At 70.2% G+C, this 15,074-nt stretch carries 12 protein-coding genes; 2 read left to right on the forward strand and 10 right to left on the reverse strand.

What is annotated here, in order from left to right; translation table 11 throughout:
- Positions 1–93: 93 nt before the first annotated feature.
- The gene (gene glmS / locus ACF1GV_RS00965) at positions 94–1,911 is read right to left on the reverse strand and encodes a glutamine--fructose-6-phosphate transaminase (isomerizing) (protein WP_363268826.1); all 1,818 of its coding nucleotides are present in this window, start codon (positions 1,909–1,911) and stop codon (positions 94–96) included.
- A gap of 13 nt (positions 1,912–1,924) precedes the next feature.
- Positions 1,925–2,182 carry a hypothetical protein gene (locus ACF1GV_RS00970; protein ID WP_391676704.1) on the reverse strand — a complete coding sequence of 86 codons (258 nt, stop codon included), beginning with the start codon at positions 2,180–2,182 and terminating at the stop codon, positions 1,925–1,927.
- 165 nt (positions 2,183–2,347) lie between these two features.
- On the opposite strand from ACF1GV_RS00970, the gene ACF1GV_RS00975 reads away from it, so the two are divergent.
- Positions 2,348–3,946 (forward strand): purple acid phosphatase family protein, encoded by a 1,599-nt coding sequence (locus ACF1GV_RS00975; RefSeq protein ID WP_391676706.1) that lies wholly within the window; start codon positions 2,348–2,350, stop codon positions 3,944–3,946.
- 30 nt (positions 3,947–3,976) lie between these two features.
- Here ACF1GV_RS00975 and ACF1GV_RS00980 read toward each other — a convergent pair whose 3' ends face one another.
- Complete coding sequence (locus tag ACF1GV_RS00980) at positions 3,977–4,852, reverse strand: DUF4429 domain-containing protein (protein WP_391676708.1); 876 nt, start codon at positions 4,850–4,852, stop codon at positions 3,977–3,979.
- Between the two features lie 62 nt (positions 4,853–4,914).
- Here ACF1GV_RS00980 and ACF1GV_RS00985 point away from each other — a divergent pair, with 62 nt between their 5' ends.
- Complete coding sequence (locus ACF1GV_RS00985) at positions 4,915–6,549, forward strand: beta-N-acetylhexosaminidase (protein WP_391676710.1); 1,635 nt, start codon at positions 4,915–4,917, stop codon at positions 6,547–6,549.
- 71 nt (positions 6,550–6,620) lie between these two features.
- Here ACF1GV_RS00985 and ACF1GV_RS00990 read toward each other — a convergent pair whose 3' ends face one another.
- From ACF1GV_RS00990 to ACF1GV_RS01020, 7 genes are all read right to left on the reverse strand, one after another.
- Positions 6,621–8,393, reverse strand: a complete 1,773-nt coding sequence (locus tag ACF1GV_RS00990; protein ID WP_391676711.1) for an IucA/IucC family protein — start codon at positions 8,391–8,393, stop codon at positions 6,621–6,623.
- On the reverse strand, positions 8,390–8,914 hold the full coding sequence (locus ACF1GV_RS00995) for a GNAT family N-acetyltransferase (protein WP_391676712.1): 525 nt from the start codon (positions 8,912–8,914) through the stop codon (positions 8,390–8,392). Before ACF1GV_RS00995 ends, ACF1GV_RS00990 begins: the two co-directional genes overlap by 4 nt.
- A complete protein-coding gene (locus ACF1GV_RS01000; protein ID WP_391678435.1) occupies positions 8,911–10,152 on the reverse strand; it encodes a lysine N(6)-hydroxylase/L-ornithine N(5)-oxygenase family protein in 1,242 nt (413 codons plus the stop codon). Before ACF1GV_RS01000 ends, ACF1GV_RS00995 begins: the two co-directional genes overlap by 4 nt.
- A 25-nt stretch (positions 10,153–10,177) precedes the next feature.
- A complete protein-coding gene (gene desA / locus ACF1GV_RS01005) occupies positions 10,178–11,620 on the reverse strand; it encodes a lysine decarboxylase DesA (protein ID WP_391676713.1) in 1,443 nt (480 codons plus the stop codon).
- Positions 11,621–11,728: 108 nt separating this feature from the next.
- Positions 11,729–12,583: a siderophore-interacting protein gene (locus tag ACF1GV_RS01010; RefSeq protein ID WP_391676714.1), complete on the reverse strand. Its 855-nt coding sequence runs from the start codon at positions 12,581–12,583 to the stop codon at positions 11,729–11,731.
- A gap of 181 nt (positions 12,584–12,764) precedes the next feature.
- On the reverse strand, positions 12,765–13,814 hold the full coding sequence (locus ACF1GV_RS01015) for an ABC transporter substrate-binding protein (RefSeq protein ID WP_391676716.1): 1,050 nt from the start codon (positions 13,812–13,814) through the stop codon (positions 12,765–12,767).
- Between the two features lie 99 nt (positions 13,815–13,913).
- Positions 13,914–15,074: an acyl-CoA dehydrogenase family protein gene (locus tag ACF1GV_RS01020; RefSeq protein ID WP_363268841.1), complete on the reverse strand. Its 1,161-nt coding sequence runs from the start codon at positions 15,072–15,074 to the stop codon at positions 13,914–13,916.

The following is a 15,074-nucleotide window of genomic DNA, read 5'->3' on the forward strand; positions in this document are numbered from 1 at the left end:
CCCCCTGGTGATGGGGCATCACCAGGGGGTCCGCTGCGGCCTCTGCGGGTTCGTTGTGGCTGGTCGCGCGGTTCCCCGCGCCCCTGACGTCGGTTATTCGACCGTTACCGACTTGGCCAGGTTGCGGGGCTTGTCGATGTCCCTGCCCAGGGCCTTGGCCGTGTGGTAGGCGAGGAGTTGGAGGGGGATGCCCATCAGGATCGGGTCGAGTTCGTCCTCGTTCTTCGGGACGACGATCGTGTGGTCGGCCTTCTCCTGGTGCTGGTGGGCGACGGCGACGATGCGGCCGCTGCGGGCCTTGATCTCCTCCATCGCGGCGCGGTTCTTCTCCAGCAGGTCGTCGTCCGGGACGATGGCGACCGTCGGCAGGGCGGGCTCGATCAGGGCCAGCGGGCCGTGCTTCAGTTCGGAGGCCGGGTAGGCCTCGGCGTGGATGTAGGAGACCTCCTTGAGCTTCAGGGAGGCCTCGCGGGCCACCGGGTAGCCCCGGACACGGCCGATGAAGAGCATCGAGCGGGCCTCGGCGAGCTCCTCGGCCAGCTTCTTGATCTCGTCCTCGTTCTCGAGCATCGCGGAGATCTGCGCGGGCAGCTTGCGCAGGCCCTCGATGATGCGCTTGCCGTCGCGGACCGAGAGGTCGCGGGTGCGGCCGAGGTGCAGGGCGAGCAGGGCGAAGGCGACCGTGGTGTTGGTGAAGCACTTCGTGGAGACCACGCAGACCTCGGGGCCGGCGTGCACGTAGACGCCGCCGTCCGCCTCGCGGGCGATGGCCGAGCCGACCACGTTGACGACGCCGAGGACGCGGGCGCCCTTGCGCTTGAGCTCCTGGACGGCCGCGAGGACGTCGTAGGTCTCACCGGACTGGGAGACCGCGATGTACAGGGTGTCGGGGTCCACGACCGCGTTGCGGTAGCGGAACTCCGAGGCGGGCTCGGCGTCGGCGGGGATGCGGGCCAGCTCCTCGATCATCTGGGCGCCGATCATGCCCGCGTGGTACGAGGTGCCGCAGCCGAGGATCTTCACGCGCCGGATGCGGCGCGCCTCACGGGCGTCCAGGTTGAGGCCGCCGAGGTGCACGGTGGAGAAGCGCTCGTCGATGCGGCCGCGCAGCACGCGGTCCACGGCGTCGGCCTGCTCGTGGATCTCCTTGTGCATGTAGGTGTCGTGGCCGCCCATGTCGTAGGAGGCGGCCTCCCACTCCACGGTGGTGGGCTCGGCCGTGGTGCGGGTGCCCTCGGTGGTGTAGGTGCGGAAGTCGTCGGCCTTGAGGGTGGCCATCTCGCCGTCGTCGAGAGTCACTATCTGCCGGGTGTGGGCGACCAGCGCGGCGATGTCGGAGGCGACGAACATCTCCTTCTCGCCGATGCCGAGGACGACCGGCGAGCCGTTGCGGGCGACGACGATGCGGTCGTTGAAGTCCGCGTGCATGACGGCGATGCCGTAGGTGCCCTCGACCAGGCGCAGCGCGTCGCGGACCTTGTCCTCGAGCTTGTCGGCCTGGGAGCGGGCGACGAGGTGGACGAGGACCTCGGTGTCCGTCTCGGAGAGGAACTCGACGCCGTCGGCCTCCAGCTTGCGGCGCAGGTCGGTGGCGTTGTCGATGATGCCGTTGTGGACGACGGCGACCTTGCCCGTGGCGTCCATGTGCGGGTGGGCGTTGACGTCGGAGGGGGCGCCGTGGGTGGCCCAGCGGGTGTGGGCGATGCCCGTGGTGCCCTTGAAGCGCGCCGGGACCTTGGCCTCCAGGTCGCGCACCCGGCCCTTGGCCTTGACCATCTTCAGGCCGGCGGTCTTCGGCGAGGTGACGACGATGCCCGCGGAGTCGTAGCCGCGGTACTCCAGCCGCTGGAGGCCCTCGAGCAGGAGGGGGGCGACGTCACGCTTCCCGATGTATCCGACGATTCCGCACATATGTAGGTATTCCTCAGCCGTAGACGATGCGACGCAGCTGCCGGAGCGACAGCTCCGGGGGCGCCACTGCGCGATACTTCAGGTCCGCCGCGATCCGCTCGAAGATCGCCGTGTTCACCAGGCCCTGTGCCTGGAGTTCCCGATGGCGGCGACGGACGTACTCCTCGGTCGTCTCGTCGAAAAACGCGAGCACGTCCTGGATCACCCGCAGCGCCTCGCCCCTGCTCAGGGGCGTGGAGCGCGTCAGGTGATCTACGAGTTCGTCGTGCACCCGGTAGATCCTGGGGTACCGGCCGCTCTTTCGCAAGAAACCTGCCCGATTTCGGGCAAGTGACTGTTGGAACTCTCATGAGCGGCTGTTTGTCGGCTGTCCATCCGGCGGCCGGACTCCCGTTGTCTGCGCGGATGAATTTCAGACGCCATGGACATTCCTCGTATGGGAGTACCGGACCAGCTCGCCGACCGCATGAGCATGGCCGAACAGCACGAGTACCTGCGGTCGAGATTCTCCCGCCGCACCATGTTCCGCGGCGGCGCCGTCACCCTGGGGGCCGTGGTCGGTGGCGCGTTCGTGACGGGTGCCACCGCCCGGGCCGCCGTGCCGGCCGTGGGGGCACCTCCCACGCCCTTCGGGCAGTGGGGGAGGACCGCTCCGGCCACCGAGAGCGTCGACGGCGCCCTGGTCGCTCCCTTCGGCCGCCACCTCGCCTACGGCAACGACCCGCGCACCGAGATGACCATCTCCTGGCAGGTCCCGGTCGCCGTGAAGAAGCCGTTCGTGCGCATCGGCGCGCACCCCTGGGACCTCTCCCGCAAGATCGAGGCCGAGGTGCGCACCCTGTACACCCCGGCCGGCGTCGGCGCGAGCGGCGACCACACGCAGTACTACCTGCACGCCCGGCTGAGCCACCTGCGCCCTGGCCGCACCTATTACTACGGGGTGGGCCACGAGGGCTTCGACCCGGCCGAGTCCCGCCTGCTGGGCACCCTGGGCACCTTCACCACCGCGCCCGCCCACAAGGCGCCGTTCACCTTCACCGCCTTCGGCGACCAGGGCGTCAGTTACCACGCGCTGGCCAACGACGCGCTGATCCTCGGTCAGAACCCGGCCTTCCACCTGCACGCCGGCGACATCGCCTACGGCGACCCGTCCGGCGCGGGCAAGACCACCGACACCGGCTTCGACTCGCGCACCTGGGACCAGTTCCTGTACCAGACCGAGTCCGTCGCCAAGCAGGTCCCGTGGATGGTGTCGTACGGCAACCACGACATGGAGGCCTGGTACTCGCCCAACGGCTACGGCGGCGAGGAGGCCCGCTTCACCCTGCCCGACAACGGGCCGGACAGGAAGAACCTGCCCGGCGTCTACTCCTTCGTCCACGGCAACACCGCGATCATCTCGCTCGACCCCAACGACGTCTCGTACGAGATCCCGGCCAACCTCGGCATCTCCGGCGGCACGCAGACGACGTGGTTCGAGGCCCAGCTGAGGAAGTTCCGGGCGGCGCAGGACATCGACTTCGTCGTCGTCTTCTTCCACCACTGCGCCTACTGCACCTCCACCGCGCACGCCTCGGAGGGGGGCGTGCGCCAGGAGTGGGTGCCGCTGTTCGAGAAGTACCAGGTCGACCTCGTCATCAACGGTCACAACCACCAGTACGAGCGCACCGACGTGATCAAGGGCGACCAGGTCGCGAAGAAGCTGCCGATCGGCGGCACGGCCTACCCCGAGACCGAGGGCGTGGTGTACGTCACGGCGGGCGCGGCGGGCCGCAGCCTGTACGCGTTCACCGCGCCGGACTCCTACGAGGGCCACGAGCACGAGGTCGACTCCGTCGCCTCCTTCGTCAACCTCAAGGGCGGCAAGCAGAACGAGACCGTCGCCTGGTCCCGGGTGCGCTACCTGAACTACTCCTTCCTGCGGGTGGACGTCGAGCCCGCGCCCAAGGGCCGCTGGACCACGCTGAAGGTCCAGGGCATCGCCGAGACCGGCGACCGTATCGACCACTTCACGGTCGCCCGCCGGGCGAAGTAGGCCCCGGTAGGAAGGCAGGCGGTCCCGGTGTCACAGACGCTTGAGGACCGCCTGCTTGGCCAGCGTGAACTCCTCCTGGGTGAGCACGCCCGCGTGGTGCAGCTCGCCCAGTTCCCGCAGCCGCCGCAGCAGGGCGTCGGTCTCGTCCTCGGCGGCGGGCGGCCCGGCCGCCGGCGCCGCCACGGTCCGCGGCCGGTCCGCGGGCGTGGACGGGTGCGGCAGCCGCGCCTGCACCGCCGCCGCGACCAGCGCCATCAGCAGGTCCCTCTTGAACCCCCACAGCTCCACCGCGTGCGGGTCGTACTTGGGCGGCGCCTTGGTGGGCGCGTCCTTCACCGTGAAGCGCAGACAGCCGTTCTCCAGGCCCGCCGCAGGCTGCCACTCCACGGCCGCGATCTCCTTCAGGGCGAGCGTACGGGGACCGGCGGCGGCCTTCACGTCCTCCGTCTTCCAGTTCCACTCCAGGCGGACCTGTTCCCCGTCGAAGCTCGCCGTGCCGTCCCCGGCGGACATCGACAGCGGCACCTGCGGACCCGGCAGCAGGTACGCGGTGGCCGGTCCGGACTCCACCTCGTCCAGAAGCAGGGCGCCCCGCACCTCGTCCGTGAAGTACTCGGCCACGCCGTACCGGTCGGACTCCACCACCAGCTGGTAGGGATCGTGCGGCTCGGTGAGCCGGCCCCCGGTCGCCTGCAGCAGCGGATCGGTGCCCTCGCGCAGCCGCAGCCTGAGCCGCCCCGACTTCCTGCCCTGCTCGAACGACACCCCCGCCAACGCCTCCAGCGGTACGACGAGTTCGCCCAGCGTCCTGCGCAGCACGCCGACGGCCTTGTCCCGACCCGGTGTCAGCCGCAGGGCATCACCGTCGAACGCCCAGGTGCCGTCCTTCTGGATGATTTCCGCCATGCGGGGATTGTTTCACCGGATCTGCGGGACAGTGGTCTCAACCACTTCCGAAGGGAGCGCATGTGAGACGGCACCACAGCACGACTCCCCGACAGCGGACCACGGCCACCCGCACGGCCCGGGTCCTCGGCGCACTGCTGCTGACCGCGGCGGGCGCCCTCACCGTCGGCGCGACCGCCCCGCGGGCCATACCGCAGACTCCCGCCGCCCGGGCCACGCCGCTCGGCCAGGTGGTCCCGGCGCCCGCGTCGGTCACCGCGAGCGGGCAGCCGTACCGCATCACCGGCGGCACCTTCCTGCGCGTCGACGACGATCCCGCGGCCGAGCGGGTCGCCGCCTACCTCGCGGACGTCCTGCGGCCCTCCACCGGCTACCCCCTGCCGATCGTCCACGAGGGCACGAGCGGCATCGCCCTGCACCTGGCCCCCGGTCGGTACGGTGCGGAGGGCTACCGGCTGCGCAGCGGCCCCGGCGGTGTCACCCTCACCGCGGGCACACCGGCCGGCCTCTTCCACGGCGTGCAGACGCTCCGTCAGCTGCTGCCCGCCGCCATCGAGAAGGACACCGTGCAGCCCGGCCCCTGGCTGGTGGCCGGCGGCACCATCACCGACACCCCGCGCTACGGCTACCGCGGCGCCATGCTCGACGTCTCCCGGCACTTCTTCACCGTCGACCAGGTGAAGCGGTACATCGACGAACTCGCCCTCTACAAGATCAACAAGCTCCATCTGCACCTCAGCGACGACCAGGGCTGGCGCATCGCCGTCGACTCCTGGCCCCGCCTGGCCACCTATGGCGGCTCCACCCAGGTCGGCGGCGGCCCCGGCGGCTTCTACACCAAGGACGACTACCGGGAGATCGTCCGCTACGCCGCCTCCCGCCACCTCGACGTGGTCCCCGAGATCGACATGCCCGGCCACACCAACGCGGCCCTCGCCTCCTACGCCGAACTCAACTGCGACGGCACCGCGCCCCCGCTGTACACCGGCACGAGCGTCGGCTTCAGCTCGCTGTGCGTGCCCAAGGACGTCACCTACCGCTTCGTCGACGACGTCGTACGCGAGCTGGCCGCGCTCACCCCGGGCCGCTATCTGCACATCGGCGGCGACGAGGCGCACTCCACCGGCCACGCCGACTACGTGACGTTCATGAACCGGATCCAGCCCGTCGTCGCCAAGTACGGCAAGACGGTCATCGGCTGGCACCAGCTCACCGGCGCCACCCCCGCCCCCGGCGCCCTCGCCCAGTACTGGGGTTTGGACTCCACCAGCGCGACCGAGAAGGCGCAGGTCGCCCAGGCCGCGCAGCACGGCACCGGGCTCATCCTGTCGCCCGCCGACCACCTCTACCTCGACATGAAGTACGACAGCACGACCAAGCAGGGCGCGACCTGGGCCGGCTACGTCGAGGTGAGGAAGTCCTACGACTGGGACCCGGGCGCCTACCTGCCCGGCGCCCCAGCCACCGCGGTCAAGGGCGTCGAGGCGCCGATGTGGACGGAGCGCATCACCACGTCCGCCGACATCGAGTACATGGCCTTCCCGCGCGTCGCCGGCGTCGCCGAACTGGGCTGGTCCCCCGCGGCCACCCACGACTGGGACGCCTACAAGGGCCGCCTGGCCGCCCAGGGCCCCCGCTGGGACGCCCTCGGCATCGGCTACTACAAGTCGCCCCAGGTCCCCTGGCCGGCTCCCTGACCACCCCGACGTACAGCACCGACGGGCGCCCCGGTGGACCGTACACCGGGGCGCCCGCCCGCTTTCGGAGGTCAGAACCCGGCGATCGGGTTCTCCAGCGTGCCCACCAGCTGCAACGCCCCCGAGGGATCCGCCAGGTCGACCATCTGCCGGTTGTCGCGCAGCTGGAGCCGGTTGAGGCAGGACAGCGCGAACGCCGGGGCGAACATGTCGTACTGTTGGAACCGGTCGGCGAGTTCGGGATGCGCCTGCTGGTACTCGCGGGTGACCTCGGCGACCGTCCGCCAGAAGCCGTCCTCGGTCAGCACCCCCTCGTCGGCGAGCAGCGCGGCCAGGAAACGGAAGAAGCAGTCGAAGACGTCCGTGAAGACCGACAGCAGCTTCTTGTCCTCCGGCACCTCCACCCGGATGCGCGCCACCTCCGGCGGCAGCGCCGCGTCCGGGTCCATCACCGCGATCTCCTCGGCGATGTCCTTGTAGACCGCCCGCTGCACCACGCCGTCCCGCAGCACCAGGATCGTGTTCTCCCCGTGCGGCATGAACACCAGGTCGTAGGCGTAGAAGCTGTGCAGCAGCGGCGTGTAGTACGCCCGCAGATAGCGCCGCAGCCACTCGGTGGGTGCCAGGCCCGACCGCTCGATCAGCGCGGCCGCGAAGGCACGGCCCTCGTGGTCGACGTGCAGCAGCGAGGCCATCGTCGCGAGCTGCTCACCGTGCGCCAGCGACGGCACCGGGGACTCCCGCCACAGCGCGGCCAGCATCTTGCGGTACGGCGAGTGGCGGTCGGTCGCCCGCTCGTACTCCAGGTGCCGGTAGCCGACGGCCGCCCGCTCCCGGAGGATCGACAGGCCCGCCGACTTCAGCACGGGGTCGCCCTCGATCAGCTGCGCCAGCCAGTCGTTGATGGCCGGGGTCGCCTCCATGTACGCGGCGGACAGCCCCCGCATGAAGCCCATGTTGAGGACGGACAGAGCCGTCTTGACGTAGTGCTTGTGCGGGTGCGAGGTGTTGAAGAAGGTCCGTATGGACTGCTGCGCCAGATACTCGTCGTCGCCCTCGCCCAGGCACACCAGGTGCCGGCGCGCGACCTCGGCGGCGAAGGTGACGGAGAGCTTGTTCCACCACTGCCACGGGTGGACCGGTATCAGCAGGTAGTCGGCCGGATCCAGGCCCTGCTCGCGCAGCACGCCGTGGAACCGCTCCACGGTCTCCTCGCCCAGCTCCTCGCGCACGAAGCTCTCGTACTCGATGCCGGCACCGGCCGTGAACGCCGCCCGGGACCGGTGCGCCGCCAGCCACACCAGCCGGACCGGGCTCGCCGTCTCCGGCGCGTACGACAGGTACTCGTGGATGCCGAAGCCGAGCCGCCCGTTGTTGGCGACGAAACAGGGGTGGCCCTCGGTCATCCCGGTCTCGATCGCCTGGAAACCGCTCCTCGCCAGCTCGGCGGCGCTCACGCGCGGTGCGGTGAGCTTGTAGCAGGTGCCGGAGAGGGTGGAGGAGATCTCCTCCAGATACACCGGCAGGACCTCGTCGCTCAGCCCCAGGGATCCCTTCAGCTCGATGACGAAGTCCAGTGCTGCGAGCGGAAGTTCGGCCCCGCCGCGGTGGCGGGTGATCGAGCCGGCGTCCACCTGCCAGTGGTCCAGGGCACGGCGCACGGCGGTGAAACCGTACCGGGTCAGCCCGTCGTCGCTGCGGACGACGTACCGCCCGGGAGAGGTCTCCTCGGGAGTGATCAGCCGCTCGTGCGCGAACTCGGCCAGCGCCTTGCGCACCAGCAGCCGGTTGGCCTCCGCCCAGCGCTCCGGCGACAGATGGGCCACGGCGTCGGCGAGGGTCACGCGCGCACCGCCTTCTCGAACTGCTCCCGGGTGCAGAAGCTCAGCAGCGCACGCTTCTCCGGCTTGTCGATCTCCCGCTCGGGCACGAAGCCCACGGCCGCGTTGAGCGCGTGCACGGCCGTGTTGCGCACGTCCGGCTCCACGACGACACGCCGCACCGCCGGGTCCTCGAAGAGGTGCCCCATCACGGCGGTGATGACGGCCCGCGTGAATCCGTGCACGGGCGCGTCGGCCGGCGGCGTCAGGAAGTGCATGCCGACGTCCCCCGGCCGCGCCTGGTACAGGCCGGCCAGCTCGCGGTGGGCGGGGTCGTAGCGCTCCATGAGGAAGACGGGCTCGTCGCCGTCGAGCCCGAGGAGCGCCTCGTGGTGCTCGTCCGCGGCGATCTCCCTGTACGCCCGCTCGACGTCCTGGAGTTTCGCGTCCTGCATCATCCAGAACGCCGCCTTGGGATGGGTGACCCAGGAGTGCACCAGCTCGGCGTCCTTCAGCGGGTCGAGGGGGCGGAACGTGAAGGTCATGCGGCGAACTCCTGGAAGGCGATGGTCTTCTCGACCGGGTAGTACTCGCTGCCGAGCAGTTCCCGGATGATGTAGCTGTTGCGGTACGCGCCCATGCCAAGGTCGGGGCTGGTGATGCTGTGGGTGTGGACGCCGGCGTTCTGCAGGAAGACGCCCCGGCCGGTGACGTCGACGGCGTAGTTGCGGGCGACGTCCAGGCTGCCGTGCGAGTCGTACACCAGCCGGTCGCGGATCGGCTTCAGGAACTCCGGCTCGACGTATCTGTACCCGGTGGCCAGGATCAGACCGTCGGTGACGATCTCGAAGTCCTTGCCCTGCTCCTCCTGGCGGAAGGTGAGGGTGTACGCGCCGTTGTCGTACGCCGCCTGCGTCAGCGCGGAGTTGGTGAGCAGCCGGGTGGGCACCGGGCCGCCGAGGTTCTTCTGGTAGAGCAGGTCGAAGATCTCGTTGATCAGATCGCCGTCGATGCCCTTGAAGAGGCCCTTCTGCCGCTCCGTGAGCCGGTAGCGGGTCGCCTCCGGCAGGGCGTGGTAGTAGTCGATGTACTCGGGGGAGGTCATCTCAAGAGTGAGCTTGGTGTACTCCAGCGGGAAGAAGCGCGGGGAGCGGGTGACCCAGTTCAGCCGGTAGCCGTGGACGTCGATCTCGCTGAGCAGGTCGTGGTAGATCTCGGCGGCGGACTGCCCGGAGCCGACCAGCGTGATCGTCTCCTTGCGCTGCAGCTCGGCCTTGTGCTGCACGTAGCGCGAGTTGTGGAGGAGGTCGCCGCCCAGGCCCCGGCAGGCCTCGGGGATGTGGGGCGGGGTGCCGGTGCCGAGGACCAGGTGGCGGGCGCGGAACGTCTCACCGCCGGCGGTCCGCACGGCGTACAGCTCGTCGCTCTCGTCGTACGTCACCTCGGTGACGGTCGTGCTGAAGCGCACGCTGCTCAGCTTGTTCGCGGCCCAGCGGCAGTAGGCGTCGTACTCGACGCGCAGCGGGTAGAAGTTCTCCCGGATGTAGAAGGAGTACAGCCGGCCCTGCTCCTTGAGGTAGTTCAGGAACGAGTACGGCGAGGTCGGGTCGGCCAGGGTGACCAGGTCCGACATGAACGGCGTCTGCAGGTGTGCGCCGTCGAGGAACATGCCGGCGTGCCACTCGAAGTCCGGCTTGGACTCCAGGAAGAGTCCGTCCAGCTCGGCGACGGGCTCCGTCAGGCAGGCCAGGCCGAGGTTGAAGGGCCCGAGCCCGATGCCCACGAAGTCGTAGGTACGGTCTCGGGATTCAGCAAGCGCGGTCAAGGGACTCTCCCAGGTACTGCTCGGCGTGGCCGGCGATCAGGTCGAGCACGGCCGCGATGTCCTCGGCCGTCGTCTCGGGGTTGAGCAGGGTGAACTTCAGGTAATGGCGGCCCGCGACCTTGGTACCGGCGACGATGGCGTCGCCGGAGGCGAACAGGGCCTTGCGGGCGTGGAGGTTGGCGCGGTCGATCTCGGCCGGGTCGGTGACGGCGGCCGGGATGCAGCGGAAGACCAGGGTGGACAGGGCCGGTTCGACGACGACGTCGTAGCGCGGGTCGCCGGCCAGCAGCCGGAAGCCCTCCCGCGCCAGGTCGCACACCTCGTCGAAGAGCCGGCCGACGCCGTCGGCGCCCATCACGCGCAGCGTCAGCCAGAGCTTCAGGGCGTCGAAGCGGCGGGTGGTCTGCAGGGACTTGTCGACCTGGTTGGGGATGCGCTCGGCGACCATGCGGCGCGGGTTGAGGTACTCGGCGTGGTAGGTGGCGTGCCGCAGGGTGGACGCGTCGCGGACCAGTACGGCCGAGGAACTCACCGGCTGGAAGAAGGACTTGTGGTAGTCGACGGTGACCGAGTCGGCGCGCTCGATGCCGGTCAGCAGCGCGCGCCGGGTGGGGGAGACCAGCAGCCCGCAGCCGTAGGCGGCGTCGACGTGCATCCAGGTGCCGTACTGGGCGCACAGCTCGGCGATCTCGGGCAGCGGGTCGATGGAGCCGAAGTCGGTGGTGCCGGCGGTGGCGACGACGGCCATCGGCACCAGGCCGTCCTCGCGGCAGCGCTGGAGTTCGCGGGCGAGGGCGACGGTCTGCATCCGCTTGTCGTGGTCGACGGGGAGGGTGACGACCGCGTCGGGGCCGAGGCCGAGGAGTTTGGCGGACTTCTTCACGCTGAAGTGGCTGACTTCGGAGGCGAAGACGCGCAGGCGTGCGAGGGAGTCGCTCTTGGCCTCTTCCCGGGCCAGCAGCAGCGCCTGGAGGTTGGACTGGCTGCCGCCGGAGGTGAAGACGCCGTCCGCGGCCGGGCCGAGGCCGATGCGCTGTGCGGTCCAGTCGACGATCCGGCGCTCGATGAGGGTGCCGCCGATCGACTGGTCCCAGGTGTCGAGGGAGGAGTTGACGGCGGACAGGACGGCCTCGCCGAGCACGGCCGGGATGACGACGGGGCAGTTGAGGTGGGCGAGGTAGCGGGGGTGGTGGAAGTAGACGGCGTCGCGGAGGTAGACCTCCTCCAGTTCGTCCAGGGCGGCCGTGGTGTCGAGCAGCGGCTCGTCCAGGTCGATGCCCTGGATGCGGGGGGCGAGGTCGTCGGCGGTGACGCCGGTGAACGGACGGTCGGTGGTGGCGAGTTTCGCGGCCACCCGCTCGACTCCTTCGGTCACGGAGCGGCGGTAGTGCTCCGCGGTGAGGTCATTGAGCAGGTGCGAGCGCATGTGGGGGTCCTCCGGTGGGACAGTCCGTGGGGCTAATTTAGGTTAGCCTAAGCTAAGTTGATCAGGCGCCGACATGGCTGTGCCGTGACCGCGGTCACGAAGGGGGAGTTACTCCGCCGCGCGGAGCTGTTCCTCGGTCATGCCCTGCCGCCAGTACCCGACGAACGTCACGCGCCGCCGGTCGACGCCACGCTCGCCGACGAAGTGCCGGCGCAGCTCCTTGACCCGGCCGGACTCACCGGCGAGCCACACGTACGGCCGCGTCGAGGCCGGCAGGGGGGCGGCCCGTACGGCGTCGACGGTCGTGGGGGACCCGTCGTGCCGTACGAGCCACGTGATCTCGGCCTCCGCCTCGGTGGCCACGTCCTGGATGTCACCGGCGTGCGGCACCTCCAGCCAGGCACGCACCCGCGTACCGGCCGGCAGGGACTCCAGGACGGCGGTCGCGGCGGGCACGGCGGTCTCGTCGCCCCACAGCACGACGAGATCGGCGTCCGCGGGCGGACGGAAGCGGACGGCCCGGTTGTCGGCGACCGCGGGGCCGAGCAGCAGCACCCGGTCACCGGCCGCGGCCCGGGCGGCCCAGCGGGAGGCGGGACCGGCGGGAGCGGCCGCGCCGGGCCCGACGCCGTGCAGCGCGAAGTCGATGTCGATCTCGCTGGTGCGCCCCCACGCGTCCTGGCGCAGGGCGCGCAGCGTGTACGACCGCATCACGGCCCGCACGTCGTCCGGGAGTTCCCGCCACGCCTGCCACCAGCCGTCGCCCAGCTCGATCGGCACGACCGGCTCCGGCTGCCCCGGATGCGGCAGGAACAGCGACAGCGACTGATCACGCCCCAGGGACTGCAAGGCGTCCAGATCGGCCCCCGCGAAGGAAACCCGGACGAGCGACGGCCCGAGCCGCCTGGTCCGTACGACCTGAAGGGAGAAGAAACGGAACGGGGCGGCTACGGCCGTGGTCATGAGGTCTCCTGAATCGACGTCAGGTTGCGGGACGGGGAGGTGTCCGACGTTCAGGGGTGCGGGGCAGTATGTGATATGCGGCTCCGCCGCGCGGGCGCGACCAGCCGCGATCCGGCCCGCAGCCCGCCCGCGGCGAAGCACCCCCACGGCGCTGAGGGGGCACCTCACCCGGGGGTACGTGTCAGCCGACCTTCTTGGCCTTCTCCAAGGCCTCGGCCAGCTGCTCGAGCAGCGGTGCGCACTTGTCGTAGGAAAGGATCGGCTCGGGATTACGGGAGATGACCTGCCCCGCCTTCACCGCGGGCAGCTTCTTCCAGGTGGCCTCGGAGATGTCGGCGGGCTGCACCGCCGACGTGCGGTTGTCCATCATGATGATGTCCGCCGCGTACTTGTCGACGTTCTCCCAGCTCAGCGACTCGAACCAGCCGCCGCCCTGCTTCTTCGCGCTCTCCGGCGGCTCGACGAAGTTCACGCCGAGGGCCTTGAAGTACTCCAGGTCGATGGAGAGGTTGCTGCCGGAGACGTAGAACAGGTCCTGGCTGGCGCTGCCCGCCATCACCTTGATGTCCGGCTTGGCCTTCGCCGCGGCGCGCAGCCGGGCCGCCGCGTCCTCGAACCGCTTCTTCGCCCGGGTGACGTTGGCGGCGGTCACGTCACCGCCGAGGGACTTCGCCAGCTCGAGCATGCGCGCGAGCGGCTCGGTGAGCTGACGGTCGTAGACGGAGATGCCGACGCCGGGCGCGCCGACGGCCTCGATCTTCTTCTTCGACTCCTCCGGGACGTACCAGAGGGTGCCGACGTTGTCGAACATGGTGGAGATGAGCAGGTCCGGCTGGAGCGCGGCGTACTTCTCGATGTTGAACTGGCCCCACTCGTTGCCGAGGACGGTCACCTTGTTCACGTCCAGGCCGCCGGCCTGCACGTCGGCCTTGCCGTCCTTGGTCTTCGTCGGGCCGAAGACGCCCTTCACCTCGACGCCGTAGTCGTGCAGCGCGGCGGCGACACCGGTGAACGCGACGATGTTCGACGGCACCTGGTCGGCCTTCGCCGTCTGCCCGCGGTCGTCCTTGAAGGTCCAGGGGCCGGACTTGGCGGCGGCGGTGCCCTTGCCCGAGCCCCCGGATGTCGCGTCGTCGTCACCGCAGGCGGCGAGCGCGGCACCGAGGCCGATGACGCTGCCCGCGGCCAGGATCCCGCGGCGGGTGAAGTGGGTGGCGCTGGCGTTGGGCATGGGTATGACTGCTTTCGAACGGGGCGGAGCGCCCGCCGGACAGGTTCGAAGGTAGGTTAGCCTAACCTCACTCGCTGTCCAGGGGGCGCCCCCTCACGCTCAGCTCACCAGCCCCAACTCCCGTGCGATCAGCATCCGCTGGACCTCGCTCGTGCCCTCCCCGATCTCCAGGATCTTCGAGTCGCGCCACATGCGGGCCACCGGGTACTCGTTCATGAAGCCGTAGCCGCCGTGGACCTGGGTGGCGTCGCGGGCGTTGTCCACCGCGATCGTGGAGGAGTACAGCTTCGCCAGGGCCGCCTCCTTCTTGAAGGGCTCCCCGGCGACCAGACGGGCCGCCGCGTCGCGCCAGGCCAGGCGCGCGGTGTGGGCACGCATCTCCATGTCGGCGATCTTGAACTGGATGGCCTGGTTGGCGCCGATCGGCTTGCCGAAGGCGTGCCGCTCCTTGGCGTACTTCACCGACTCGTCCACGCAGCCCTGCGCCAGGCCGGTCGCGAGCGCCGCGATGGCGATGCGGCCCTCGTCGAGGATGCGCAGGAACTGCGCGTACCCACGGCCCTCCTCGCCCAGCAGGTTCGCGGCCGGGACCCGGACGTCCTGGAAGGACAGCTCACGGGTGTCGGAGGCGTTCCAGCCGACCTTCGAGTACGGCGCCGCGACGGTGAAGCCCGGGGTGCCGGACGGCACGATGATCGCGGAGATCCGCGGCCGGCCGTCGGGCTTGCGGCCGGTGACCGCGGTGACCGTGACCAGGCCGGTGACGTCCGTGCCGGAGTTGGTGATGAAGCACTTGGTGCCGTTGATCACCCACTCGTTCGTGTCCGGGTCCAGGCGGGCCGTGGTGCGGGTGGCACCGGCGTCCGAGCCGCCGTCCGGCTCGGTCAGGCCGAACGCGCCCAGGATCTCGCCCGCGCACAGCCGGGGCAGCCACTCCCGCTTCTGCTCCTGGGTGCCGAACAGATGGATCGGCATCGCACCCAGCGACACCCCCGCCTCCAGCGTGATCGCCACGGACGAGTCCACCCGGGCCAGCTCCTCCAGCGCCACGCCGAGCGCCAGATAGTCGCCGCCCATGCCGCCGTACTCCTCCGGGAAGGGCAGCCCGAACAGGCCCATGCGCCCCATCTCCCGCACGATCTCGTAAGGGAACTCGTGCCGCTCGTAGAAGTCGCCGATCTTCGGCGCCACGACGTCGTGCGCGAACTCCTCGACCGTGCGCCGGAGTTCTTCCAGTTCGGGGGAGAGTCGGTAGTCCAT

Origin of the sequence: Streptomyces sp. NPDC014006 (assembly GCF_043088925.1) — a bacterium.
In the GTDB taxonomy this organism is placed as follows: Bacteria; Actinomycetota; Actinomycetes; order Streptomycetales; family Streptomycetaceae; genus Streptomyces.

Excerpts from the sequence above, each read along its gene's own strand:
- glmS (WP_363268826.1), bottom strand. The coding sequence starts at position 1,911 with ATGTGCGGAATCGTCGGATACATCGGGAAGCGTGACGTCGCCCCCCTC.
- ACF1GV_RS00975 (WP_391676706.1), top strand. The coding sequence starts at position 2,348 with ATGGGAGTACCGGACCAGCTCGCCGACCGCATGAGCATGGCCGAACAG.
- ACF1GV_RS00980 (WP_391676708.1), bottom strand. The coding sequence starts at position 4,852 with ATGGCGGAAATCATCCAGAAGGACGGCACCTGGGCGTTCGACGGTGAT.
- ACF1GV_RS00995 (WP_391676712.1), bottom strand. The coding sequence starts at position 8,914 with ATGACCTTCACGTTCCGCCCCCTCGACCCGCTGAAGGACGCCGAGCTG.
- desA (WP_391676713.1), bottom strand. The coding sequence starts at position 11,620 with ATGCGCTCGCACCTGCTCAATGACCTCACCGCGGAGCACTACCGCCGC.
- ACF1GV_RS01010 (WP_391676714.1), bottom strand. The coding sequence starts at position 12,583 with ATGACCACGGCCGTAGCCGCCCCGTTCCGTTTCTTCTCCCTTCAGGTC.
- ACF1GV_RS01015 (WP_391676716.1), bottom strand. The coding sequence starts at position 13,814 with ATGCCCAACGCCAGCGCCACCCACTTCACCCGCCGCGGGATCCTGGCC.
- ACF1GV_RS01020 (WP_363268841.1), bottom strand. The coding sequence starts at position 15,074 with ATGGACTACCGACTCTCCCCCGAACTGGAAGAACTCCGGCGCACGGTC.